Origin of the sequence: Leptospira ognonensis (genome assembly GCF_004770745.1) — a bacterium.
Classification (GTDB): Bacteria; Spirochaetota; Leptospiria; order Leptospirales; family Leptospiraceae; genus Leptospira_A; species Leptospira_A ognonensis.
This window is the reverse complement of the sequence record NZ_RQGD01000024.1, coordinates 25,395-48,443: the sequence shown is the minus strand read 5'-3', so window position 1 is coordinate 48,443 and position 23,049 is coordinate 25,395. Positions and strand designations below refer to the sequence as shown.

At 38.2% G+C, this 23,049-nt stretch carries 23 protein-coding genes; 11 read left to right on the top strand and 12 right to left on the bottom strand.

Going from position 1 to position 23,049, the window contains the following annotated elements; all coding sequences use genetic code 11:
- The first annotated feature begins 24 nt into the window (after positions 1 to 24).
- Positions 25 to 717, top strand: a complete 693-nt coding sequence (locus tag EHQ58_RS08745; protein ID WP_135623512.1) for a hypothetical protein — start codon at positions 25 to 27, stop codon at positions 715 to 717.
- On the opposite strand, the gene EHQ58_RS08740 is transcribed toward EHQ58_RS08745, so the two are convergent.
- Entirely contained in the window at positions 714 to 1,370 is a 657-nt protein-coding gene (locus EHQ58_RS08740; protein ID WP_135623511.1) for an HAD family hydrolase, read from the bottom strand. The genes EHQ58_RS08745 and EHQ58_RS08740 overlap by 4 nt on opposite strands.
- A 79-nt stretch (positions 1,371 to 1,449) precedes the next feature.
- On the opposite strand from EHQ58_RS08740, the gene EHQ58_RS08735 reads away from it, so the two are divergent.
- Positions 1,450 to 2,613 (top strand): hypothetical protein, encoded by a 1,164-nt coding sequence (locus EHQ58_RS08735; RefSeq protein WP_135623510.1) that lies wholly within the window; start codon positions 1,450 to 1,452, stop codon positions 2,611 to 2,613.
- A gap of 37 nt (positions 2,614 to 2,650) precedes the next feature.
- Positions 2,651 to 3,043 carry a transmembrane 220 family protein gene (locus EHQ58_RS08730; RefSeq protein WP_135623509.1) on the top strand — a complete coding sequence of 131 codons (393 nt, stop codon included), beginning with the start codon at positions 2,651 to 2,653 and terminating at the stop codon, positions 3,041 to 3,043.
- Here EHQ58_RS08730 and EHQ58_RS08725 read toward each other — a convergent pair.
- Entirely contained in the window at positions 3,026 to 3,829 is an 804-nt protein-coding gene (locus EHQ58_RS08725; RefSeq protein ID WP_135623508.1) for a helix-turn-helix domain-containing protein, read from the bottom strand. The two genes, EHQ58_RS08730 and EHQ58_RS08725, sit on opposite strands and share 18 nt — an antisense overlap.
- Positions 3,830 to 3,911: 82 nt before the next feature.
- Here EHQ58_RS08725 and EHQ58_RS08720 point away from each other — a divergent pair, with 82 nt between their 5' ends.
- Positions 3,912 to 4,211 (top strand): DUF2834 domain-containing protein, encoded by a 300-nt coding sequence (locus tag EHQ58_RS08720; protein ID WP_135623507.1) that lies wholly within the window; start codon positions 3,912 to 3,914, stop codon positions 4,209 to 4,211.
- Here the strand turns inward: EHQ58_RS08720 and EHQ58_RS08715 are convergent.
- Positions 4,149 to 4,454 carry an SRPBCC domain-containing protein gene (locus EHQ58_RS08715; RefSeq protein WP_246047270.1) on the bottom strand — a complete coding sequence of 102 codons (306 nt, stop codon included), beginning with the start codon at positions 4,452 to 4,454 and terminating at the stop codon, positions 4,149 to 4,151. The genes EHQ58_RS08720 and EHQ58_RS08715 overlap by 63 nt on opposite strands.
- Positions 4,455 to 4,626: 172 nt before the next feature.
- On the opposite strand from EHQ58_RS08715, the gene EHQ58_RS08710 reads away from it, so the two are divergent.
- The 5 genes from EHQ58_RS08710 (at position 4,627) to EHQ58_RS08690 (ending at position 9,273) form a co-directional block, all read left to right on the top strand.
- The gene (locus EHQ58_RS08710) at positions 4,627 to 5,436 is read left to right on the top strand and encodes an AraC family transcriptional regulator (RefSeq protein WP_135623505.1); all 810 of its coding nucleotides are present in this window, start codon (positions 4,627 to 4,629) and stop codon (positions 5,434 to 5,436) included.
- 104 nt (positions 5,437 to 5,540) lie between these two features.
- Positions 5,541 to 5,852: a hypothetical protein gene (locus EHQ58_RS08705; RefSeq protein WP_135623504.1), complete on the top strand. Its 312-nt coding sequence runs from the start codon at positions 5,541 to 5,543 to the stop codon at positions 5,850 to 5,852.
- Between the two features lie 182 nt (positions 5,853 to 6,034).
- Entirely contained in the window at positions 6,035 to 7,036 is a 1,002-nt protein-coding gene (gene ilvC / locus EHQ58_RS08700) for a ketol-acid reductoisomerase (protein ID WP_135623503.1), read from the top strand.
- Positions 7,037 to 7,066: 30 nt separating this feature from the next.
- A complete protein-coding gene (locus EHQ58_RS08695; RefSeq protein WP_135623502.1) occupies positions 7,067 to 8,386 on the top strand; it encodes a thiolase family protein in 1,320 nt (439 codons plus the stop codon).
- Positions 8,387 to 8,520: 134 nt separating this feature from the next.
- A complete protein-coding gene (locus tag EHQ58_RS08690; RefSeq protein ID WP_135623501.1) occupies positions 8,521 to 9,273 on the top strand; it encodes a response regulator in 753 nt (250 codons plus the stop codon).
- A gap of 23 nt (positions 9,274 to 9,296) precedes the next feature.
- Here EHQ58_RS08690 and EHQ58_RS08685 read toward each other — a convergent pair whose 3' ends face one another.
- From EHQ58_RS08685 to EHQ58_RS08670, 4 genes are read right to left on the bottom strand one after another with little or no spacing between them, the layout of a single operon-like run.
- A complete protein-coding gene (locus tag EHQ58_RS08685; RefSeq protein ID WP_135623500.1) occupies positions 9,297 to 9,950 on the bottom strand; it encodes a dihydrofolate reductase family protein in 654 nt (217 codons plus the stop codon).
- A gap of 42 nt (positions 9,951 to 9,992) precedes the next feature.
- Positions 9,993 to 10,718 carry a class I SAM-dependent methyltransferase gene (locus EHQ58_RS08680; RefSeq protein WP_135623499.1) on the bottom strand — a complete coding sequence of 242 codons (726 nt, stop codon included), beginning with the start codon at positions 10,716 to 10,718 and terminating at the stop codon, positions 9,993 to 9,995.
- A 10-nt stretch (positions 10,719 to 10,728) separates the two neighbouring features.
- Complete coding sequence (locus tag EHQ58_RS08675) at positions 10,729 to 11,184, bottom strand: SAM-dependent methyltransferase (RefSeq protein WP_135623498.1); 456 nt, start codon at positions 11,182 to 11,184, stop codon at positions 10,729 to 10,731.
- The gene (locus EHQ58_RS08670) at positions 11,185 to 11,808 is read right to left on the bottom strand and encodes a TetR/AcrR family transcriptional regulator (protein WP_135623497.1); all 624 of its coding nucleotides are present in this window, start codon (positions 11,806 to 11,808) and stop codon (positions 11,185 to 11,187) included.
- A 107-nt stretch (positions 11,809 to 11,915) separates the two neighbouring features.
- On the opposite strand from EHQ58_RS08670, the gene EHQ58_RS08665 reads away from it, so the two are divergent.
- Entirely contained in the window at positions 11,916 to 12,449 is a 534-nt protein-coding gene (locus EHQ58_RS08665) for a dihydrofolate reductase family protein (RefSeq protein WP_135623496.1), read from the top strand.
- 34 nt (positions 12,450 to 12,483) lie between these two features.
- Here the strand turns inward: EHQ58_RS08665 and EHQ58_RS08660 are convergent, their stop codons facing one another.
- Genes EHQ58_RS08660 through EHQ58_RS08650 form a run of 3 tightly spaced genes read right to left on the bottom strand, consistent with a single transcriptional unit; the run spans position 12,484 to position 16,374 of the window.
- Complete coding sequence (locus EHQ58_RS08660) at positions 12,484 to 13,371, bottom strand: efflux RND transporter periplasmic adaptor subunit (protein WP_246047257.1); 888 nt, start codon at positions 13,369 to 13,371, stop codon at positions 12,484 to 12,486.
- A 1-nt stretch (position 13,372) separates the two neighbouring features.
- On the bottom strand, positions 13,373 to 15,676 hold the full coding sequence (locus EHQ58_RS08655; RefSeq protein WP_135623495.1) for an ABC transporter permease: 2,304 nt from the start codon (positions 15,674 to 15,676) through the stop codon (positions 13,373 to 13,375).
- Positions 15,677 to 15,714: 38 nt separating this feature from the next.
- Positions 15,715 to 16,374 carry an ABC transporter ATP-binding protein gene (locus EHQ58_RS08650; RefSeq protein ID WP_135623582.1) on the bottom strand — a complete coding sequence of 220 codons (660 nt, stop codon included), beginning with the start codon at positions 16,372 to 16,374 and terminating at the stop codon, positions 15,715 to 15,717.
- A 540-nt stretch (positions 16,375 to 16,914) separates the two neighbouring features.
- Between EHQ58_RS08650 and sthA the strand changes: the two genes are divergently transcribed.
- Complete coding sequence (sthA, locus tag EHQ58_RS08645) at positions 16,915 to 18,318, top strand: Si-specific NAD(P)(+) transhydrogenase (protein WP_135623494.1); 1,404 nt, start codon at positions 16,915 to 16,917, stop codon at positions 18,316 to 18,318.
- 1 nt (position 18,319) lies between these two features.
- Here the strand turns inward: sthA and EHQ58_RS08640 are convergent, their stop codons facing one another.
- The gene (locus tag EHQ58_RS08640; RefSeq protein ID WP_135623493.1) at positions 18,320 to 22,141 is read right to left on the bottom strand and encodes a tubulin-like doman-containing protein; all 3,822 of its coding nucleotides are present in this window, start codon (positions 22,139 to 22,141) and stop codon (positions 18,320 to 18,322) included.
- A gap of 6 nt (positions 22,142 to 22,147) precedes the next feature.
- Positions 22,148 to 23,044, bottom strand: a complete 897-nt coding sequence (locus tag EHQ58_RS08635) for a hypothetical protein (protein WP_135623492.1) — start codon at positions 23,042 to 23,044, stop codon at positions 22,148 to 22,150.
- Between the last annotated feature and the right edge of the window lie 5 nt (positions 23,045 to 23,049).

The following is a 23,049-nucleotide window of genomic DNA, read 5'->3' as shown; positions in this document are numbered from 1 at the left end:
AATTTGTGCGAAAGGATTGATCCAATGCTCTTACGAATTGCCATCTTGTTTTTATTTCTCATTTTCGAAATTTCTTCCCAGCAAACAAACGAAAACTGGAACAAAAAAGGCATCGATGCACTGTCAAAAAAAAACTACCCAGAGGCCATAAAATCGTTCCAACGAACTTTGCTCAAATCTCCTAACGATGCTTTTGCGAATTACAATTTGGCTTGTACTTACTCGCTATTATTCGCTCAATGTGAAGATGATATCGGTGAAGATAAAATTTATGAATTGATTCAAAAAGCGATCCGATCAAAGCCAACGTATAAAAACAAACTTCTCAGCGACCCTGATTTTTCTGTTCTAAGTGGACGCTACCAATTTCAAATGATCGCTGGGAAAACAAAAAAGGAAATATTGACTGCCATCACCTGGTATGGTCCGAGTCCTGGAGCTTATGGGCCCATGGACCAATTCACATTCAACGACGACGGCACGTTTATCTATACAAAAGTAGATTTTGAGGAAAGCATAGCCAATGGACGTTTGCAGTTTTTGGGCAACTATAAATGGACGAGCGACAATGAATTTCAGATTCGTTTTATGAATCCAAGCCCCATACCAATGGATGGTAAAAAATCGGAACTAAAAGTAAAATATTTTGATGGGAAACTCGAAGTAGAAGGCATGGACCACATTTTTACGGATAGTAGTGATCGATGTTCTGCCTAGAAGCAAGCATCTATGATTTTTTTGAAATCACTAAAGTCGTCGATGATGAAATTTACGATCGGAGCCAATTCTTCTCGTTTATGAGACGTCGCGACTCCTACAATTTGACAGCCTGCATTTCTACCTGACATTAGCCCAGCTATAGAATCTTCAAACACCAAACATTGTTCGGGCGAAAGAAAAAGTTTTTCCGAACATTTTAAGTATACTTCTGGATCTGGTTTTCCCTTGGTCACATCGCTACCATCAATAATTACATCAAAATATTCTCTTAATTTTAAATTATCTAACGTAAAATCAACGTTTGGTTTTGGAGCGGAGGTTCCAAGAGCAATTTTAAAATGGTTTTCCTTCAGATGATTTAAAAAGTCAACCAAACCAATATGGGGCTTCATCTCATCTTTATATAGCTTTCGGTAGTTGGCTTCCTTTTCGATTGAGTAGTTTTCTTTTTGCAGTTCTGAAATATCACCAAAGATATTTTTGAATAAATCAGAATTGGTTTTTCCATTAAATTCTGTGCGATAAATCGATTCGTTTAATTGAAAATTGTATTTATGAGCAAATTCCATCCAAGCTTTAAAGTGGAAATGATGATTGTTTACGACCACTCCATCCATGTCAAAAATGACTCCGCGAATCTGCTGCTTCATCCTTGGCATTCTAGACAATTACATAAAAATGTAGATTCAAATTTCAGTATAGTTGCCAAAACTTTTTCACAAGATTTAGATGGTAATATCGCGAATCTTTTATGGCAAAAGTGTAGCAACAGGAAGCAGATCGGTGCATTTAAAATACATTCTGATTTTATTTCTCGTTTTGTTCGCGTTTCCCTTGTTCGCGGAATCTCCCCACTCCATCCATTGGAAAAAAATAGAATCAGCTTCTGGTTATACCGTGGAAATTCGCAATGAGGCCAATAAGTCTAACTTCATCAATACGACAGAGCCTACGGTCACCACGTTGCTGAGTGTCGGAAAGTATACGTATCGCATTGGGATCTATAATAAATTAAAACGCATTGCTAAGTGGTCGGATTGGTATGAACTAGAAGTTCGTCCACTTCGTCCTCCCATCGTCACTGAACAAGTTTCAGACTTTGAAAAAGATGGGAACAAACAAAAGTTAACTTTTTCTGGTGAAAATATATTTGAAGGTACAAATGCGTATGTAATCCAGGATGGGAAAAAAATCCCTGCGGAGGTCACAACGAGTCGGGATCGAAAAACAAGTGTCGTAAGTGTAGATGCAAATAAGGTAGATGTTACAAAAGATTATAAAGTCGTTTTAGTGAATCCTAATTTCGAATCGATTGAAGTGCCGCTCATTGAAAAAGAGGGAACAAGTGATACCACGAGCGTAGCCACACCAAATGTAAAGAGCAGCAGTCGTAGCCCTAGCCTCTGGCCTCTTTTGTGGCGGCAGGCTTTGTTCCCTGGATGGGGCCATTTTTACAAAGGAGATCACACAGTCGCTTACACTTATTTTACACTATTTGGTGCCTCTACTTTATATACCGCGCATGAATATAATCAGTATTTCTCCTTAAACGATGATCTGAAATCTTTTAGAGATACAACGACTCTGGTCCGTGCACTTGATCCTGATGGTATCGCCTTTCCTTTTTTTGCGGGTACAGTGTTTGAAAATGGACTAAGCCAGGAACTTGCAAAACAAGGACAGTCAGTAAACCGAGCTCTGAGCTTGGTTGGAGCAGTTTATGTTTCATCTATCATTCATATTATATATTCTGGTCTTTCGAAAACAACAGAAACAACTGGGAAACAAACGTTTCAGTTGCAAATTGGACCAGATTTAAACCCTTACTCTAATATAAGAAAAGTGGATATGAGTCAATCACGCGTAGATGTTAATTTTAATTTTTATTTCTAAACAAATCAAAGCCTAAAAAAATCCCTAAGGAAAGAAAATGAAGCTATTTTTATCAATAAAATTCTGGATCAGATGTGGAACAGCTATCTTAGCCGCATTACTACTGTTTTCCGCCCTAGTCCAGTACAATGACCCAGACCCTCTTCATTGGATGTTCTTATATGGTCTCGGTGCTTTCCTTTGTGCCTCCGCGAGTTTTGGGAAGTATCATCCAAATTTGATATTCATTTGTATCGGTGCTTGCCTTTTGCAATTGATGATTGTCTTCGATGGTACTGTTCAATGGTATTTCCAAGGAGTTGAAAATATATTGTCTACACCAATGTCAAAAGAAAAACCTTACATAGAAGAGGTGAGAGAGTTCTTCGGTGTGATGATTGTTTTCGTCTCTATGATTTGGCTTAGTTTTTTATCAAAGAGACAAAAATAATTTTTTTGTAGGCTCATCCACTGGGAAAAGCAGTTCGATTCTTAGGCTCTGTGTCGTTAGATCCAGTGGAGTCCCCAATGTCGTGATCGTTGAAAAAAAATTGGCCACAATATCATCTTTCTTTAAACTTAAGTGCAAAACAGGAAAAATCGGATCAACTTTGGCATGATTCTCGCCATGGTCTTCGACTGATTTTTTAAGCTCCTCTACTAAACCGAGCAGCCGTTGGTTTTGTGAAGAAACGGCTTCTTCCCAAACGCGTGTTAGCATAAACGAGGAAAAACCTTCCCAGTTTTGAATGTATCTTCTTAATCCTTTCTCAGAGAAAGTGATTTTGAGTATATTTTTATCCTGACCAAGTAAAGACTCATCGGTCAATCTACTTATCATTCCTTCAAAACTGGTATTGGTCATAAGGATGTCATAATCGGCGTTTAATACGAAAGCGGGATAGGGTTCATGTTTATCCAATATCCGATTGAGGGCATCCCTTATGATTTCAAATTTGGGACTATCGATCGATTCTTCCAAAAACATTGGCGCGTAACCCGCTGAAGTAAGCAGGGTATTGTGCAGGCGCATGGGAAGTTTTAAGGAATTAGATATTTTAGAAATTAATTCTTTACTTGGTTTGGAGCGACCTGTTTCGACAAAGCTTAGGTGTTTGGCGGAGATTCCTAAATCAAAGGAAAAATCTAATTGACTGATCTGTTTTTGTTTACGCCAGTCACGTAGGATTTCACCAAAAGCAGTATGAGACCTGTCCCATTTTTCCACAATTTTCATCCATATTACCTCTCACGTAATTGTCTTATCTCATTATTCAGGTAAGCTTGATTTATCATCACTTTGCGAACAAGAGGAAAAGATGCAAAAATTGATCTTAACAGTTACGTTTATATGTTTTTCCATACTTACTGGATTTGCCCTATATTACCATGGTTACTGGGGGATCCTCGAACCTCATTTTAAAAGTTTCGGTGCCGCACAAGTGCTTGTCGATCTGATCATTGCCCTCAGTTTTTTTATGGTATGGATGTGGAAGGATGCGAAAGCATTAGGTAGAAATCGATTTATTTGGATTTTTCTCACTTTGCTTTCCGGTTCATTTGGTCCTTTGCTCTATCTCTTGACACGGAAGCATCCGGACGAATCGAGTTTGCGTTAGATGTATTTCTACAAAATCGCCATTTAGCGAAAGTCGGTTTTCCAGAAGAGAGTAATTTTCTGGAAGATCCGGCAGACCGAAGAAGTTACTATAATAAGTATAAGTAAAATAATAAGGAGGTTGCCAAGTGCGAATCAATCCCCTATCTTCATAAGTAGTCCCTTCCCAAATACCTCTAAAGACAAGTGTACTTCCTTCTTTCCATTCAGAGATTGCTTCGGTCCCATATAAATATTCCTTCATGTATAAAGGGGAAGTGAGAATCTCCCAGACCCTCTCCAATTTGGTCTCTATATTTATATTAAGACTCAATTTTAAATTATGATTCAATTGTTTTATCTTTTCCATAATGTAATGTAACCATTTTATTTACTTTTGGATTGTAAATTCGCGACAGAGTTTCAAAAAATGATATATGTTGAAGGAAAAAGGCAAACCTACACGAGGATTACTTCGCCAAAGTCAATTCAACTTAATTGCAAATCACAATCGCTATCATCCCAATCCGAAATTAGATTTTTTTATTGAATATTACTGGGTTGTAAATTGGGAACTTGAAGATAATGAAACATTTTTATCTGAAACGCTGCCGTATCCAAGCATACACATCGTATTTGAAAAAAATAATTCGTTAATATATGGAGTTACAAAAGATAGATTCTCTTATCTTTTAAAAGGAAAGGGCTCTGTTTTCGGGATCAAATTTCGTCCCGGAGCTTTTTTCCCTTTTTTTCATAAAAATGTTTCAATGCTCACAAACAAAAAGTTCTCTATCAGCGAAATTACAGAAACGAATGTCATCGAAATCGAAAATCAAATTTTTTCCACGGAGGAGAACGGACTTAGAATTGAAATCATTGAAAGTTGGTTGGAACAATTTCGAGCGAATCCAGATCCTAACATCACCCTGATCAATCACATTGTCAATCGAATGAAAGAAGATCGAAGTATCAAATCGGCAGATCAGATTGCCAAATTATTTTCCATTAACTTGCGAAGTTTGCAAAGACTATTCCATAAATATGTGGGAATCGGTCCCAAATGGATCATCCAAAGATTTCGGATCCAAGAAGTGGCGATGCATTTAGAAAGAGAATCAACAATCCCTTATGCGCATTTTGCACTCGAGCTTGGTTATTTCGACCAAGCACATTTCATCAAAGACTTTAAGAAGACGATCGGTTTGACTCCAGAAGATTATTTGAGAACCTTAAAACAACCATGACGCAGTAGGCTTAGGTAATTTCCGCAATTTGTATATTTTACTCATTTTTAAATCCGTCTTAAGATGTTATATTGGATTAGAAAAGACCTTCTTAGGACCGTTAGATGACTTTTGTTGCAAATAAAATATTTTTGGGTGTGGTCCTCTCTTTCTGTTTCCTTCAATGCCGCACAAACCAACAGAGAACGACGGCACAACTGCAAAGAGAACTTTTTGAGGAGAGGTGCGGCATGCGCTGGTGCAAGGAATCAAAAAAGGACGGTTACTATCAATATTCTGGATACCCAGAATACTATTTTAAGCAAAAGGAACTGCCACGCTACCAGCGCCACAGAGCTGGTTTTTACCACACAAGCATACCGCAGACTCCGAATTCTTACTTTTATCCGTTTCGACAGCCAGGTTACGGAAGGTGAAACTGCGCCCTTGATCTGCAGGGCGAAGGTCTCGGAGCTAACGCAGTTAGAAACGAGACGGAAGCGACAAGCGCACCCCGGAGGAGCAATTAGAGGCGCCCCAATTCCTTCTTGTTTCCCTCCCCCTTTGCAAAAAAAATGACTATATTAGTTAAATCATCACCTAGGAAGTGTGCCCCTCCATGGCAAATATATATTACGACGACAGTTGCGATCTAAATATCCTCAAAGGCAAAACCATCGCGGTCATTGGCTACGGAAGCCAAGGCCATGCCCAAGCTCAAAATATGAAAGACACTGGCCTTAAGGTCATTATCGGACTCCGTGACGGATCAAAATCTGTCGCTGAAGCCAAAGAAGCGGGATTCGAAGTGTATTCGGTTGCGGAAGCAGCAAAAAAAGCAGACATCATCCAGATCCTTGCACCTGACACCATCCAGGCGGACATGTACAAAAAAGAAATCGAACCAAATTTGACAGAAGGCAAAGCACTTGTTTTCTCTCACGGATTCAATATTCACTACGATCTCATCACTCCACCCAAAAATGTAGACGTTTATATGGTGGCACCGAAGGGACCTGGACATTTGGTCCGACGCGTGTTCACGGAAGGTGGTGGAGTTCCTTGCCTCATCGCGGTTTACCAAGATGCAACGGGAACTGCAAAAACACGTGCGCTCGCTCATGCAGCAGGAGTCGGCGGGGGTCGCGCTGGAATCTTAGAAACCTCTTTCCGTGAAGAAACGGAAACAGATCTCTTTGGCGAACAAGTTGTTCTCTGTGGTGGTGTTGCCAACCTCATCATGAAAGGATTCGAAACTTTGACGGAAGCTGGATATGATCCAGAGATCGCTTATTTTGAATGTTTGCATGAAGTGAAACTCATCACTGATTTGATTTATGAAGGTGGACTCGCACGTATGCGCTACTCCATCTCTGATACAGCAGAATACGGAGATTACGTAAGTGGTCCACGTATCATTGATGCTGGCGTAAAAGCCCGCATGAAAGAAGTGTTAAACGACATCCAAAAAGACAAGGGCGGAGCCTTTGCAAAACGTTGGATGGCAGACACAAAAGCGGGATACCCGGAATATAAAAAATTGAAAGAGCAAAATGCCGCTCACCCAATTGAAGCAGTTGGGACCAAACTTCGTTCCATGATGAAGTGGTTAGCAAAGTAGTAGTAAGAAGCCAAGAAAAGGAACAAAAACATGAAAGTAACACAAAAGATCGTTCTCTCAAGCCCAGCTAGAACACCGTTTGCTCAAATCGGTAAAGCTCTCGCTGGATACGCAGGCCACCACTTAGGTAAACTAGTAGGTGAGGAAGTGATGAAACGCAGTGGTTTAAAACCAACTGACATTGATGGAGTGATCGTAGGAGAAGGTTTTTCGAATGCACCTAACTCTGCACGTGTGATCGCAAACCTCATGGGACTCCCACTTGACATTCCTTGCCTAACAGTAGCTAACAACTGTGTGTCGGGACTCGAAGCAGTTGCAGAAGCAACGCGCAGAATCCTACTCGGTGAAGGTAAAGTATTCCTCGTAATCGGTGAAGAATCTCAGACTTCTATGCCATTCGTTGTGAAAAATGCACGTCTCAATAAAAAAACAAATAGCTTAGATTCACTTCTAAAACTTCTTCCCAATGAGCTTCCAGAAGGTGTGGAAGTTCGCGATACATTGGAAGATGGACTTGGGGATGGGGAAACTAGCTACGGCATGCAAGTAACAGCCGAAATCCTCGCGCAAAATTATGGTCTGGCACGCGAAACACAGGACAAAGTAGCTTATGAGTCTTTTAAGAGAGCTCTCGAAGCGACACAAGAAGGTCGCTACAAGCCCTATATCATGCCCGTAAAGGACGATGAAGGCAATATGCTCGAAGCTGATGAAGCCGTCCTCCTACGTGAAGGTCTGGTTAAAAATCCTACACGTATGGGTCGCGCCATGCTGATGTTCGATAACCCAGGAATGAAGTTTGATGCATGGAAAGAAAAGTATGGAAAGGATTTGAAAAAATCACACGGACCTACTGTTTCTATCTTTAATGCAAGCCCTCGTTCTGATGGAGCGGCTGGTATCATCGTAGCATCTGAGGATGCAGCGAAAAAACTCGGACTCAAAGCGGAAGCGTATGTTTCTGGATTTAAAATGAAAGGTGTTCATCCAAATTTGATGGGACTTGGACAAGCGGAAGCAACTCTTGGACTTCTCGAAGAACTGGGTGAAAAAATCGAAAACATAGATGTGATCGAAATTCATGAGGCTTTTGCAGCAACAGCGGTTGCAGCACTCGAAGAAATCAAAATTAAAACCGGTTTTGATTGGGAAAAGAATTTTGACGCAAAAAAAATCAATCCAAATGGCGGTTCCATTGCCATCGGACACCCGTTTGGTGCTACTGGAGTCAGACTTCTGCATAATGCGATCATGGATTTCCATGAAAACAAAGATGCAAAGAAAGTTCTAGTTACTGCTTGTGCGCACGGTGGAATCGCTGGATCTATGGTTGTAGAAAGAGCGTAATGCTTAAATAGTTAACATCGAATTTGCGTTTTTCGCATATTCAATGTAATATTTTGAAACCCGAGGGAGAAATCTTTCGGGTTTTTTATTTTATAATCTCATTATGTGATATTCTCCGCCGATAGTATTAAAGAATGGAGCCATCTATCCAAAAATTAATTTTACTCGTTGAAGACCAAGTCATCATTGCCATGTCACAAATGAAACTTCTAAACCTAGAGGGATTTGAAGTCATTCATGCGACTACCGGCGAAGAGGCAGTTAAGATCGTTAAATCGGATTCGAGACATATAGATCTTATACTGATGGATTTAGACCTGGGAAGCGGAATGGACGGCTTCGATACTGCAAAATCCATTCAGGCGATACGGGATGTTCCGATCATGTTTCTCTCTTCTCAGTCGGAAAAAGAGATCGTTAAAAAAACGGAACAAATCACTTCTTATGGTTACATTTTAAAAACTGCTGGTGCCATAGTTCTTATTGCTTCCATTAAAATCGCATTAAATCTTGCGGAAAGCAACCGAAGGCTAAGAGAGTCAGAGATCAAATTTCAAAAAGCATTCAAATACAGTCCAATCCCGATCTCGATTAATGATATTTCCGATCATAATCGCTACATTGATTGTAATGATGCTTTTGTGAAATCGACAGGTTACTCCCGCGAAGAAGTGATTGGAGAACTTCCAGTAAATTTCAATTTTTATCCTTATCCCGAGGAAAGAATCAAATTACTGGAAGAGTTGAAAGAAAAAGGAGACGTTCAAAACTTTTTTCATCATTTTCAGAATCGGGCTGGAGAAATCACGAAACGATCACTAACGCTTGTTCAGATAATTATTAGCGAAAAACCCTACTACCTGGTATTTGACATTATAGAAAATTGAACAAGGTTTTATCGGAAAAAGATTTATAAATCTATCTTTTTAATCACTAGATGGTTCGTTAACAAGGATGAAACATGGGACTCAAGCTGGTAGCCTAGTTCTCCCCAATTTACATCTGAAAACAAATTTTCGCCTGATCCAAGTAATACGGGTGATTGTGCCAAATGAATTTCATCAATGAGTCTTTTTTTCAGATATTGTTTTATCGTCGAGACTCCACCACCCAAACGAATGTCCTTCCCTCCAGCAGCTTGTTTTGCATGAACAAGTGCACTCTCAATACCATCTGTGACAAAGTGGAAAACCGTGCCGCCTTCCATAACGATCGACGGGCGAGGATGATGGGTAAGGACAAATACAGGAACATGGTAAGGTGGATTTGGACCCCACCATCCTTTCCATTCTTCATCAAGCCATGGACCACGAATGGGCCCAAACATGTTTCTACCTAGAATCCAGGCGCCTAGATTTTCGAAACCTTTGGTCACAAAATCGTTATCGATACCTTCTGCTCCTCCTGTTCCGTCCCCATGCATAGATTTAAATGATTTTGTATCAAAGACCCATTTATGAAGGTCCATTCCACCCATGCCCAAGGGGTTCTCTAGGCTTTGAAGTGGACCTGCACCGAAACCGTCTATCGAAATCGAAAAACTTTTTACAACTAGCTTTGACATTATGGAAATGATGTAATGTTTCCCTACTTATATTGAAAAGAATTATTTTCTTTTTCCAATCATTGTAGTCATTCTTTGAAAGGTTTTCTCCACAAGAACTTCAAATCCAAGACCTAACAAAAGAGAAAGAATTTCTTCAATACGTATTCGTACTTTGTAGTAAGAACTAATTTTCATATCCCAAGTAGCACCATTTTTTTTGTAAAGAAGATCGGTGACACGAACTTTATCCGTTTCATAATCCAAAATACAGGTATGTATTTGATTTTCGTCCGACTTAACAGGGATAAAACGAGAATCACTTTCGAGAGCGAGAGAATAATCACGAAAGGATAAAATAATATATCCGTTCTCTTCCAAATGTTGATGAATATCCTTGAGCAACACTTCTATCTCTGCCAAAGAATCTAAATGTGCAATGGTATCTCCACAACACAGGATCAAGTTTACTTTCTTGTCTAAATGTTTGGAAAAATTTCGAATGTCTCCTTCTACAATCCGAGTTTTATCATTTGATATATTTGTTCTTAATTCCTCAAGTAATTGGGGGTTAAAATCAATGGCAAGCACTTGGTAACCTAATTCTTCTAATGCAATAGTTTGGATTCCGTTTCCAGCACCCAAATCAACGGCTACTTGAGATCCACCAGGAAGGATCGAATGCTCTTTCAAAAACAGACGAAATTCGTCTTTTTTTGACGCCCAATCACCTAACATCCATGTATAGAAATCACCTAAATGTTTTTTATAATGCTCCTCTACATCCATTAACTCCACCTTACCAATAATTCTTCATTAAGTCTCTAGACCAATCTGGATGCTTAACATCACTCTTGGGTAAAAATTCGTTCATCACAGGTTTAATATCTAGTACAGGCGTTCCATCAATGGCATCTAAATATTTTAGATATATTTTTCTTTTTTCCACTTTAATGATTTCTCCTACACATAATCCAAGTTGGTTGGGGCGATCTTTTTTCCTCTGCGCAAATATACCAACGAGTGGATACGCTTTGTTCCCGCGAGGATGGTTTGAGTATACAATGTCTTCGGGATTTACTTGATCAAAAAAGTAAATGACTTCTACATGCGAAAAGTGTTCCAAACCTAGCAGTGCGTTTTCAGGGATACCACCTGTAAGTTCGATTTCACTCAAAACTTCCGACCATTGATCGTCAATCGGCTTCTTTCGTAAATTTTTCACAAATCCAATGGGGGATACTTCAATATTCATCTAAGACCTCAAAAGCTTACGAACCAAGAAATGGATAGATTTTTGAAATTTGCTTTCCAGTTCCAAATTTTGAATTTTATTTTTTTTGGCAATCGATATCTCTGCGAGACAAAATCCGTGAAGGAAATCGACTAAAATATCACGAATCAATCTAGCTTCCTCTAGATTTGAAACGAGCCTGTCAATTTCACGAATTAGCATATGATTGTATTCTTCTATCTCAGGAGGAATAGATTCGGGATGAATCAGAAGATATTTGCATAAATTTGGATATTGTAAATATTTTTTCCGGTATGAATCTATCATCTCTTGTAATATTAAAAAATCGGGTTCTGGTTGTTGAGAGTGACTTAATTTGAGATTTGTTTTTGTTTTCGGTTTCCCCTTACTGACTGAATCTTTATTAGGAGAAAAATTCTTAAATACCAACTGGAGGCAAGAAAACATCAATTCCTTTTTTGAGGAAAAGTAGTGATATACCGCCATGGGATCCATCTTGATTTTTTCTGCTAATTTTCGTAGAGAAAACCGATCCAGACCCTCTCTTTCGATCAGACGAATGCTTTCTTTTAAGATCTTTTGATTTATTGAAACGAATTTCTTTTTCTTTTGCGGAGGATTCACGAGATGCTATTCTAAATATCTTATTAATGTTTCAAGTTTTTTTATTGAAATATTTTCTACAGTGTATATTTTTATTTAATTAAATATTCTACACTGTAGAGGTCTTAATGAAATTATCAGTATTTATTGCAACTTCCCTTGATGGATTTATTGCAAGGAACAATGGCGATATTGATTGGCTTGTAAATGCACCGAATCCCGAAAAGGACGATTTCGGCTATAACGAGTTCATAAAATCTATTGACGTGATTCTCATGGGCAGTGGAACGTTTCGTACTGTGGAGAGTTTTGATTCATGGCCCTACCCAGACAAAAAAACAATTGTCCTAAGCAGTTCCCATAGTGAATCAGAAAAATATCAATTACAAGATATTACATTTTCACAAGCTACACCGTCGACAATCGTTGCGAGTTTAGAAGAACAATCTTTTAAAAATGTGTACGTTGATGGTGGAAAAGTAATCCAAAGTTTTTTAAGAGCAAATTTGATTGATGAGTTGATCATAACAAAAATACCAATTCTCATTGGTCAAGGTAGACCTCTATTTGGAGAACTTAAGAAAGATCTCCACCTCCATCATACAAAAACAAAAAGCTTCAGCAATGGGTTTGTCCAATCCACCTATGAAAGGGCAATATAAAAATGGAAATTACGGTTGATTATCAAAAAATATTTTATTTTTCGTCTTCATTTTTTACTTTGATTCCATCTTTTATGGAATCTCCTGGATAAAGTATTAACATCTCACCAACTTCAATTCCCGATTTTACACTTGCGATTCCATCACTGTTATGTGATATCTCAACGAGACGAAGCTTCGCCTTCCCATTTTGAATCACAAAGACTGCCCATTTTTCATCTATTCGAAATAAGGCGCTCGTGGGAATCAGAATTGAATCAGGTTTTTCGAATAGGATGATCTTACACTCCAGCTGATATCCATCTCCCATTCCTGGCGGTGGATCAATACTCATGCGAACAGGTACCCTTTGTTCTTCAACACCTAATGAAGAAACTTTCGTAATTGCAGATGGTTCGATCACTTTTACTTCTGCATTGATGGGTGAATCACCAAATCCTGTTAATACGACTTTATCTTTTACATTCAATTCTGCTGAATCTTCAGTAAGAAGATAACTTAAGACCTCCATATCTTTTGTATCACCAACATCCATCAATCTCTCGCCCATCATAACTGGCCCGGCGCTATCACGGTAAATTTTAAGTATTTTCCCTTTAACTGGTGATTTCATGATACGAAGATTGTCCCAATCAATTTCAGCAAGGACTTCGCCTTTGATGATAGCATCGCCTGCATGTTTTTCAATACGCCGGAGAACGCCAGTTACAGGAGAATATATAGTAAATACTTCTTTTATGTGAGAAATTCCCTCTTCTTTGATTACCTCTTGGTAAGTACCTTTGGTAACGTGTCCGATCTGGACTGGCTTTGGGCTAGGTCGAAGCAGTATAACGATGACGAAAAGTAACGCCATTACTCCGACGGAAATTTTTAAATTTTTAGAAAGCACAAACTGTTTCAAAGACTCTAGCATACTCATCTTATTCCCTTACCTTTAGGACGCTTAGAAGATCCATCGATTTTAATTTTCTATATAAAATTACAAAACTAATTCCAGAAGTAAACAACATGAGACCAATAGCGCTCAAGTAAGTTGAGGCTGAAACGGTAGCGGGGATACGAAAACCTTCTGTATCATTCATATTCACCATCAAGTTTGATATGTAATAGCCAAAGAGGCATCCGAATGGAATCGCCGCAATGATTAAGATCATTAGTTCATATACTAAAATTTCAAAAACTTCGTTCATCGAAAAACCAAGAATTCTCAAACTTCCCAGTTCGTAAGTTCTTTCTGAAAGTGCAATCATCGCTGTATTAAATACAACTCCGATAGAAATGATCGCAGTGAAAAGAGTTATAAAAAACGAAGTCGATTGCATAGTTCTCACCATCATATCTTTGAAAGCCCTTAATAAACCAGATTTGCTAACGATTCCTGAAACTTTCGGTAATTCCTTTGACTTTTGAATAAATCGATTTTCTTCCAACGGATCCATTCTAAGGTATATTTGATTGATGACATTTCCTTCAAGGAGCATACTGTTTACATCTTTCCTGTTCATATACAATCCTTGGCCAAGGAATTCATTTACCAACGCAACAACAGTCACTTCCTTTTCGGAACGATTGCCTTCTAACACTTCTAACCAAATCTTGTCACCCACCTGAAGATTTAGCTTTTCAGCCAAAGTTTGGTTTACGAGTAATCCTTCTAGTGGAAGGGAAATTTTCTTTAAACTACGGTCTAGATTTCTTCGCAATTGGGAATCGGGTGATAGACCATATAACACCGTGTCTTTTGTTAAATTTCCATTTTTCAATTTCACTGGTACGATTCTTATACCTTCTGCTTCAAGAACCCCGTGATTTCCGAGTATTTCTAAGGATACATTCTCTTTAACAATAGTTGGAAAAACTATAGATATAGATTCTCTTTGGATCAATTCGAATTGAGTCTCCATGAGCACAGAAATTGTATCTTTAATAAAACTCCCAAGAATCATAATCATCACAGACATGGAAAGTCCGAGTATCGTTAATATGGTTCGTAAGGGCCTCTTAAATAAATTTCTAATTACCATGCGCATACGAGATCTGAGTTTTGGAATTAACCTTTCCATCCAATGAAACTGATATACCTCTGGTGAGGGTGGACGCATGGCAGAAGCAGGATCTAGTTTTATGATCGATAGAAGTGATGTTAAGGAGCCTAAAAGTCCAGATAGAAGACCGATACAGAACCCAACGATCACCAAATAGAATGGGAAACTTGGCTTTAGATTAGGGAAGTGATAATATTCTCCGTATAGATTCGTTAATAGAATCCCAATATAAAATCCTAATGAGATCCCTGTAATCGCACTCGCAGTTGTGATTACAGAAATCAGCTTTAAGTAATGTAAACAAATTTCATTATTAGAATAGCCTAATGCTTTTAAGGTAGCAATCTGTTCTCTTTCTTTTGAGATCAATCGACTGGTGATAATATGTAATAAAAAAGCAGCTACTGCAAGAAAAATCGAAGGTAAAAAGACAGCTGTCGTTCTCAACTGTTTGAATTCATCTTTCAAAAAAGAATCTGAAGGAAGTTTGTTACGTTCATTGGCACCTATTCCACCAAATGGCTTTAACACGGAATCAATATGTTTTAAAGCAATATTTCGTTTACCTGTACCATCCACTGAGAAATTAAATATAATTTGATTAAAAGCACCTTCCATATTTAATGCAGCTTCGATTGCATCTCTTTTCATCCATAGTATTCCATAATGTTTGTCATCGGGCATCAGACTTCCTGGTCGAAAGACATATACAAACTCCGGAGACAGAGCTGTTCCTGTGATGGTAAGTTTCGTTTTTTTTCCATTAATAATGGCAACCAGATAAGACCCAGGAACAAAATGATTCGCTTTAGCAAAACTTTCGCTAACGATAACTTCATCGGCATTGTCAGGGATCCTTCCTGATCTAACAATCACCTGATTTAAGTTCTCTGACAAAGATATAAGCAATGCTGCTGATGGTAGGATCTCGCCTGGGAAATCAAGGACAACTTCCTTTGAAATTCTACTTTCAATAATATCTAAACCCTCAATTGCCTCAATTTGTTTCGTAATATGATTGGGCGCGCGATTGAGATAAACGAATCCTTCGGCAAATCTCTGATTGGCATAAAAACTTTCTCTAGCAGCGTGAAGAGAGTGATACGAGGCGAGAGAACCAACTAAATACGTAATACCAGCAACGATTACGAAACCGATGGTGATTGCCTGGAATCTCATATTCCTCAAATCACGTAACAGCTTAAGATTTAACGTTTTCACCAAGAGATTTCTTCGGTTTTTAATTTATGTGTATTTACCTTATCGGATACAATCTTTCCATCCCTTACTTTGATAATGCGATCGGCAATTTGTGCAATTGCTTCATTATGGGTGATGATGATTGTTGTCGTATGCAATTCGCGATTTACTTTTTCGATGGCATCCAAGACAATTTTACCGGTTTTAAAATCAAGTGCACCTGTTGGTTCATCACAAAGTAATAAATCTGGATTTTTAGCAATAGCTCTTGCGATCGCAACACGCTGTTGTTCTCCGCCAGAAAGCTGTGAAGGGAAATGATCCATTCGATCACCCATGTCGACTAAACTTAATGCGGCTTCGGCTGACATTGATTTCTCGCTAAGTTCGGTAACAAGCAATACGTTTTCTTTTGAGGTTAAACTTGGAATAAGATTATAAAACTGAAATACAAAACCTACGTAACGCCTTCTATAATCGGTTAAATCATCTTCACCTCCGAGAGAAATTTCCTTTCCTTCAAAACGAACCTTTCCTTTTGAGGGGGAGTCAAGACCACCTAGAATATTAAGTAATGTCGACTTCCCGCTACCAGAAGGCCCAAGCAATACGACGAGCTCTCCTCTATTTAAATCCAAGGACACCGCATCCAAAGCGACGAGTTCGAGCTCTCCCATGCGATAGGTTTTACTGATACCTATGGCTTGCAAAATCAAGGGTGATTTATTTAAAGTTTTTTCGTTTAATATCGACACTTCACTTCACACACGTTATACTGTTTTTTTTCTTTGATACAGAGGTTCATGCATTTAGAATCAATCTCACTCTCAAGCGGTGCATGGCTCGTATCGCGTTCTTTTTCCGAAGGGGTATTTCCATTCAAGCATTTCATTTCACAATAATGGTATTGGTAACCTTTATTTCGACATTCGGCTGTACAACGGGAATCCACTTTCTCGGCCAAAAGCATAGACGAAAATAGAAAGCATAGAAAGATTAGAAGTCGCATGTTTTGATTGTAAGCCTCTTTATGGAAAAGTCAATCGGCTAAAAGAAAGCAGAAAAGCGCACTTTCCCTCAGAAAAATAGGCATCATCTGGAATCAGATTGTTTTCTTCGTTCAAATATGTTAAAAGGAATCCATTGGGTGGCGGGTTCTAGTTCCCCACCCATTTCAGGGCGGGGAACTAGAGATTCTCTCACCAAGGCACGGTAACATGAAACATTATGACCTAATCGTAATTGGAGCGGGTCCTGCTGGCGAAAAGGCTGCGGCCAAGGCCTCATATTTTGGGAAAAAAGTGGCGCTTGTAGAGATGGCGATTGCTCCAGGTGGGGCAGGTGTGCACACAGGCACTTTGCCATCAAAAACGCTGAAGGAAACCGCGCTCTTTCTTTCAGGAAAAAATGATAAGGGAATTTTTGGAGTCGATAAAGACCTGAGCCGTCATGCCTCAATTGAAGATTTTTATTTTCGAAGAAATTACGTAACAAATTCAGAGGTAAATGCAATCGTTAAAAATATTTCGAAGCACGGTATAGATTTTATCAATGGTAAAGCCGAATTCATTGGTAACCATCAAGTCCTCATTCATGGAACTTCGTCTGAAACAATTTCTGCAGATCACATACTAATTGCTACTGGATCTTACCCATTTCGACCATCCAACATTCCCTTCGATGGAGAAAGGATTCATGACTCGGATACGATACTAAATTTAAAAAGATTTCCAAAATCGTTATGCGTATTAGGGGCCGGTGTCATTGGATGTGAATATACCACGATTTTTGCGACCATTGGAATTCCTGTCTACCTGGTAGATTCAAGAGATGAAATATTACCATTTCTTGATAGTGAAATATCTTCCAGTTTAGTCCAACAAATGAGATCAGACAGAATAGAAGTTATTTTCAATTCTGAATTGATAAAAATTGAAGAACCAAATGAACTTGAGGATCTTTATAGAATTCATTTATCAACGGGTGAAATTCTGAAAGTAGACATGTTCCTCTTTGCTGCGGGTAGAAGTGGACGTACAAAAGGACTTGGATTAGAGTCAAATGGAGTGAAAATTGGAAAAAGAGAAGCAATAGAAGTAAATGAACATTATCAATCATCGCTAAACTATGTGTATGCGGTAGGAGATGTAATTGGCTTCCCTGCTTTGGCTAGTACAAGTATGGACCAAGGCCGCATAGCGGTAACTCATATGTTTGATACCGCTGGCTTTGATCGTTTGGCAGGAATTTTTCCTTATGGAATATATACAATACCTGAAGTCTCTATGGTTGGCATTTCGGAGAAAGAAGCAATAGCTAAAGGGCTTGAGATAGAAACGGGCAAGGCAAATTATTCTGACATGCCAAGAGGAAAAATACTAGGTGCAGAAAGCGGCTTTCTAAAATTAGTTTTTGAAAAGAAAAGTCAAATTATCCTCGGAGTCCATATCATCGGACTGCAAGCAACTGAACTCATTCATTTCGGGTTATCGTTAGTGGAAAGTAAAAAAACATTAAACCAAGTTATATCTATCGCCTTCAATTTTCCTACCTTACACGATCTTTATAAATACGCCGCTTACGACGGACTAGGGAATAGCAGCGGTCATAAAATAAAATGAATTATTTTATGATCTTATTTTCTACTGCCGTTTCCCAAATTGTCACTTCAGGTAAATTTGCTTTTTCCTTTTCTAGGAATGCCTGGATTTTCGTTCTATCAAGCAATGTAGGATCATAATCCATTCTAAACTCATATGATGAAAGTTTGGCGGCGAGTTTACTAACGATTTCATCTTTCAATAAATTCTGCCATTCGAGCGAACCTGATTTTTCAAAATATTCATAGAACTTATACTGATCTTTAAAAATCGGAAGTACCGTTGCTTGCACTTTCGACTTAGGCAATGAAATCGAGGCCCCTGCCTCTTCGATGCCTTTCGTGCGGCTGATGACATTTTTCAATTCAGATATGATGAAGCCTTTAATTTTAGGCTCCCCTTTGGTCAAGAACTCGCTTAACTTGTCCATGGAACTAAATTCAGGAGTGGCTAGATATTTATTTATATATTCTGCTTTCGTTAGTTTCTTTTCACTTGCTCTATCCTCCGTACCATCTCCGTCCAATATATCACTAATAACCGAAGATATATCCTTTCGAAATCCAATCTTTCCAGTTTTAGTTTTTGCGAGCATGGCAAAAGTATGAATGGCAAGCACTAGAGTTTTTGGACTAATGGACTCAAATCCACCTTCGGCCATAATTTTTTTTTCGGTGTTTAGTATATTAGATTTGTAATCTTCTTTAGCTTGCATTTCTTTGAGACGATCCGCTAATCCCGGTTCATATGTGTAACCATCAGTTCCTGGCTGAAGAATGCCATAAGCAAGAAGACCATTCCATAACCGAGCGGGATTTAGATAATTGAACTTACGCATTGGATCAGGGAAATACTTCGCATCTTCTAAAGGATGATTGAAACAATGGAGTGGATGGCTTTTTTCTGCTATTAAGGTATGGTAGTCCTTCACCGATTCCGTTAAACTCGCAATTTTAAAAATCGGAAAACCTAACATAATACCTATGCTAAGCATCTCATATGGCTTACAAACTGTCGGGGCCTCAAATGTTTCTACGCTGATATCTGGTGTAGAATTCGAGCGCTTTTTATAATGGTCCATTCTCGTTGGCAGATCATTGTTTTGTGCGACAGAAGCATCGTCACCTTCTTCATAGGTATTTAGTGGAAAGTTTGTTACTGTACGATAGTATTCCATCGCATCAGTTCCAAGCGAATCGATTTTAATATAAGGTCTTGAATACGTATCCAACTTATCAAACAATTTTTTCAGTGTAATCTTTTTTTCCTCTAATACTTGTTTTATGGAAATAGATTCAAAGTTGAAGCCCTGGAGTTTTGAATAAATAATCTGAAATAATTTTGATCGAATGTTTTCAATCTCAATTTTTAATTGTGTCGTATCAGAAACATCTAGTTTGTCTTCACTCGATTTTAATTCTTCCGCCAATGCAGCTTTGACTTCTTCAGCAGGTTTGTCTAGAAGATGAGAGTATGTTGATTTTAGGATGCCCATAATTTCATCTTGCTTCTTCTCTAAAATCTTTAATCCTCTCGTTGCGATGAGATGTGTCGTCAATATCTGAACTGCATCATCTTCCCGATCCATTTTTAAGAAATTGATTTCATTGCATAAGTCTTCTATCGACAATCTTGAATAGAAATATTTTTTGAGAAAGGCATCAATCTCATCCGGATTTATCAGATAAAAAAACAATGGATTTTTCTTTTCAAGAATTTCAAATTTCCCATCCTGAATTTCAACTTCAAGATTCTTTTTCAATTCTAGAAGTTTCTCTTTCAAAATCACAATTTCTTTATTTTTGATCTCGAAGAGTGAAGCTTTCAAATCTCTAACAAAATTTTCTGCAGCTGTAAGCATTGCCTCAAATACAAGCTGACGATAGTTAAAATCTTGCATTGCAATGAACTGTTGAAATAATTGAGGATTCGTTATTCCTTGTTTTTCACATGCTTCGATGCACTTGGAAAAATCTTCTACGGAATACCTTGATAAACTTACTTTTTCCTTATAATATTTCTTTTGATATAGCTCTAATTTTTCGAGTATCAAATTAATAATCGATTCAGCAAAAATAAATCCCCTCATCGGATCATTTGTATATTTATTAATTTCATCAGTTATGATGGTTTTTAATTTATCATTTTCTAATTGAGATCTTTTGGTAATTCGGGATATAAAATTATTCTTGATCTTCTCCTGCTCTTGCGGTCCATAATCTTTAGCAAGCATTTCTAAAAGACTGACAGCCCCTTTCGCATCTTTTTTAGCTAAAAATTGTTCAAGACGAGATTTATAGGACTTGAACTCAACTCCCATATCTAACTCATAATCAGGATAGAGGCGTTCAAAAAACGAAAGGCAATTCAATCTTATGGCACGGACTAGTCCACGATTCAAATCGCCCATAGTTTCCAGTAATAGTTTCGGAGTTACTTCCTTAACAAAATTCTCAATGAGCTTAACGGCCGTTATCTTAAATCCTAATTGAGCCATTTTATCTACGGGGTAGACAACTCTTGAAATACCAAAAGAATTATAGCAGGCTTTTCGTTTTGAAGTTTCATCCTTTGGCAAATAAATAGAAACTCTAGTAGAATCATTTACCATTCTTTCTTCGATGGCTCCACCGACAGTCGAAGCAACAAATGTAGAAATAAATTGACCTGTTAACTCTTGTACTTGGTCACGACCCTGCAATGAATTCGATGCCATATTTTCGATATCCAGAAGATATAACATTCCATTATCAAATATTTGATCGTTAACTTCAACTTCCTTACCACTTGGATAGACAGCTTTAAAAGAATTACCGCTCATAAAATAATCAATTTCTTTTAAAGCAGCATAGGCATTCCCACGCGCATTACGATTGTAAACAACCTTTTGAAAGGCAGCAGGAAGGACGAGGATACCATAAATTCTTGGTGTTGGCCAAAAATCTTTAAAGATATCTTTTGCTAAAGCCGCAATATCAAGAATCATTCCATTTCCAGTTCCACCAACGATGGAGCAAGTGATAAAAATGGAAATCTGTGCGGAACTCCTCATATGTGTTGTTTTAAATGTAAATGATTGCCCTTTAAAATGATTTGGATTCACTTCAAAATAATAACCATTCTCATCTAGAGGAAAGGAATCAATGGTTAGTGCTTTATCGGATTGTGGAGCTAAAATTGCGCGAGCGGTGCTATCAGGATCTAAAGTAATAAACTGACGACCAACAGAAATCTTATCTTTGAAGTAGTATTTATTAATGCCGTTCTTGATTTCGAATTTTATAACTTCATCTTTCCGATCTTCTTCCTTAACATCTAATAACTGAAAATATTTTGGATTAGTTGAAAGTGAGGCTAGGCGATCTCTTTCTTTAATTAAGGTTTCCCTAATGGATTCTTCATTAAAAAAATAGGCTAATCTTCCTAGCGGTCTTGTCTGATTAGCCCCTTGCCCCGCGCGCGTTGAGATGTCATATACGTCTGGATTTGGCAACCAATTAAAAGATGGATCATTCTTATATTTGTCACGTAAGAAATCTAGCGAGAGCTCTGCGGGTGTAGGTGCAGGTATGTATAACATCCTGCTCTCCTCCTGAAAAAACTGATTAGAAGGAAACCGATACTTCGCTCCTTTTGCTTCAATACTAGTCTCAATATCTGTTGTGTCAATTCCTACAAATCGTAGGTAGCGGAATGCTTCATTGGGTAGACTTGACTCCATCCATTTTTTTACGGAAAGAGCTCCCTTCATCCCAGAACCACCAACACCAATAATGATTGATTTTCTTAGAGCAGGCTTATCTCCGGAAAGAACTCTCTGGATCGATTTTTGTACATCAGACATAAATTCTTAAACCTTTGCGAATGGATCAATCATAGGGAAAAGACCATCTTCATTTTGTTTTGCGGTGTCGTAACCAGGATATATTTTAAACAAACGAACAAAAAACTGTTTTTCGATTCTGACAATTCCTGCTTTCGTTTTCGATTCAACATCCTTTGTATAAAGATGAAATTCAAAATATCCTGCTTTAAATTTTCCATCCTGGCTTAAACGATCCCCCAATCGAAATCGGATTGGCTGATTAGGTTCTAAAGTGGGATAATTTGGATCACCAGATTCATCGGCTGCTTCTTGAATATAGATCCTTTCTCTGGCGCCCATCTCTTTCACTTCTTTTGTGTTTGGAAGAACGATAAGTACCTTACCTTCACGGCGAAAATCGAGAACATAGGTTTCGATGATTCGGTCAGGTAAATTATAAATATCCTGCCCACGTGAAGCATCCAATGCACGAATCATGATCGTTAAGTGGTGATCAACAACTTCTGTCGAGTAAGTTTTAATCGTGCCTTCCTTTTGACCTATTGTTATCGTTTTTTCAGCAGATTCACCAGTAATCACATACTTAAAAATAAGCCCAGGGTCCGGTAGGTCCTTTGGTTTCGGCAAATTTTCATTTGGTGAGGAAGGTAATGTTTGTGTTATCGTATTTACATCAGGAACCTTTGGTTCGATTTCTTTTTCGACTGGCTTTTCTTTGATTTTTTTATGGTAATATTTAATTTGAGAAGGATCGCTTGATTTTAATTTAGCTATAGTCAGTCTCTGCATAATTGCAACTAACGCAAGAGCCGCAGAAACGAACACAAGAAAGAAAACCCAAGTCTCATATGAATTTACTTTATCTTCAAGGGCTTTAATTTGTTCTATAGAATATGGATTCATTAATTGTGCTAGATACATGTACA

Excerpts from the sequence above, each read along its gene's own strand:
- EHQ58_RS08685 (WP_135623500.1), bottom strand. The coding sequence starts at position 9,950 with ATGTCAAAGCTAGTTGTAAAAAGTTTTTCGATTTCGATAGACGGTTTC.
- EHQ58_RS08650 (WP_135623582.1), bottom strand. The coding sequence starts at position 16,374 with ATGGGAGAGCTCGAACTCGTCGCTTTGGATGCGGTGTCCTTGGATTTA.
- sthA (WP_135623494.1), top strand. The coding sequence starts at position 16,915 with ATGAAACATTATGACCTAATCGTAATTGGAGCGGGTCCTGCTGGCGAA.
- EHQ58_RS08665 (WP_135623496.1), top strand. The coding sequence starts at position 11,916 with ATGAAATTATCAGTATTTATTGCAACTTCCCTTGATGGATTTATTGCA.
- EHQ58_RS08740 (WP_135623511.1), bottom strand. The coding sequence starts at position 1,370 with ATGAAGCAGCAGATTCGCGGAGTCATTTTTGACATGGATGGAGTGGTC.
- EHQ58_RS08655 (WP_135623495.1), bottom strand. The coding sequence starts at position 15,676 with ATGAGATTCCAGGCAATCACCATCGGTTTCGTAATCGTTGCTGGTATT.
- ilvC (WP_135623503.1), top strand. The coding sequence starts at position 6,035 with ATGGCAAATATATATTACGACGACAGTTGCGATCTAAATATCCTCAAA.
- EHQ58_RS08660 (WP_246047257.1), bottom strand. The coding sequence starts at position 13,371 with ATGAGTATGCTAGAGTCTTTGAAACAGTTTGTGCTTTCTAAAAATTTA.
- EHQ58_RS08640 (WP_135623493.1), bottom strand. The coding sequence starts at position 22,141 with ATGTCTGATGTACAAAAATCGATCCAGAGAGTTCTTTCCGGAGATAAG.
- EHQ58_RS08720 (WP_135623507.1), top strand. The coding sequence starts at position 3,912 with ATGCAAAAATTGATCTTAACAGTTACGTTTATATGTTTTTCCATACTT.
- EHQ58_RS08635 (WP_135623492.1), bottom strand. The coding sequence starts at position 23,044 with ATGTATCTAGCACAATTAATGAATCCATATTCTATAGAACAAATTAAA.
- EHQ58_RS08745 (WP_135623512.1), top strand. The coding sequence starts at position 25 with ATGCTCTTACGAATTGCCATCTTGTTTTTATTTCTCATTTTCGAAATT.
- EHQ58_RS08735 (WP_135623510.1), top strand. The coding sequence starts at position 1,450 with ATGGTAATATCGCGAATCTTTTATGGCAAAAGTGTAGCAACAGGAAGC.
- EHQ58_RS08675 (WP_135623498.1), bottom strand. The coding sequence starts at position 11,184 with ATGAATATTGAAGTATCCCCCATTGGATTTGTGAAAAATTTACGAAAG.
- EHQ58_RS08710 (WP_135623505.1), top strand. The coding sequence starts at position 4,627 with ATGTTGAAGGAAAAAGGCAAACCTACACGAGGATTACTTCGCCAAAGT.
- EHQ58_RS08705 (WP_135623504.1), top strand. The coding sequence starts at position 5,541 with ATGACTTTTGTTGCAAATAAAATATTTTTGGGTGTGGTCCTCTCTTTC.
- EHQ58_RS08730 (WP_135623509.1), top strand. The coding sequence starts at position 2,651 with ATGAAGCTATTTTTATCAATAAAATTCTGGATCAGATGTGGAACAGCT.
- EHQ58_RS08725 (WP_135623508.1), bottom strand. The coding sequence starts at position 3,829 with ATGAAAATTGTGGAAAAATGGGACAGGTCTCATACTGCTTTTGGTGAA.
- EHQ58_RS08690 (WP_135623501.1), top strand. The coding sequence starts at position 8,521 with ATGGAGCCATCTATCCAAAAATTAATTTTACTCGTTGAAGACCAAGTC.
- EHQ58_RS08680 (WP_135623499.1), bottom strand. The coding sequence starts at position 10,718 with ATGGATGTAGAGGAGCATTATAAAAAACATTTAGGTGATTTCTATACA.
- EHQ58_RS08715 (WP_246047270.1), bottom strand. The coding sequence starts at position 4,454 with ATGAAGGAATATTTATATGGGACCGAAGCAATCTCTGAATGGAAAGAA.
- EHQ58_RS08695 (WP_135623502.1), top strand. The coding sequence starts at position 7,067 with ATGAAAGTAACACAAAAGATCGTTCTCTCAAGCCCAGCTAGAACACCG.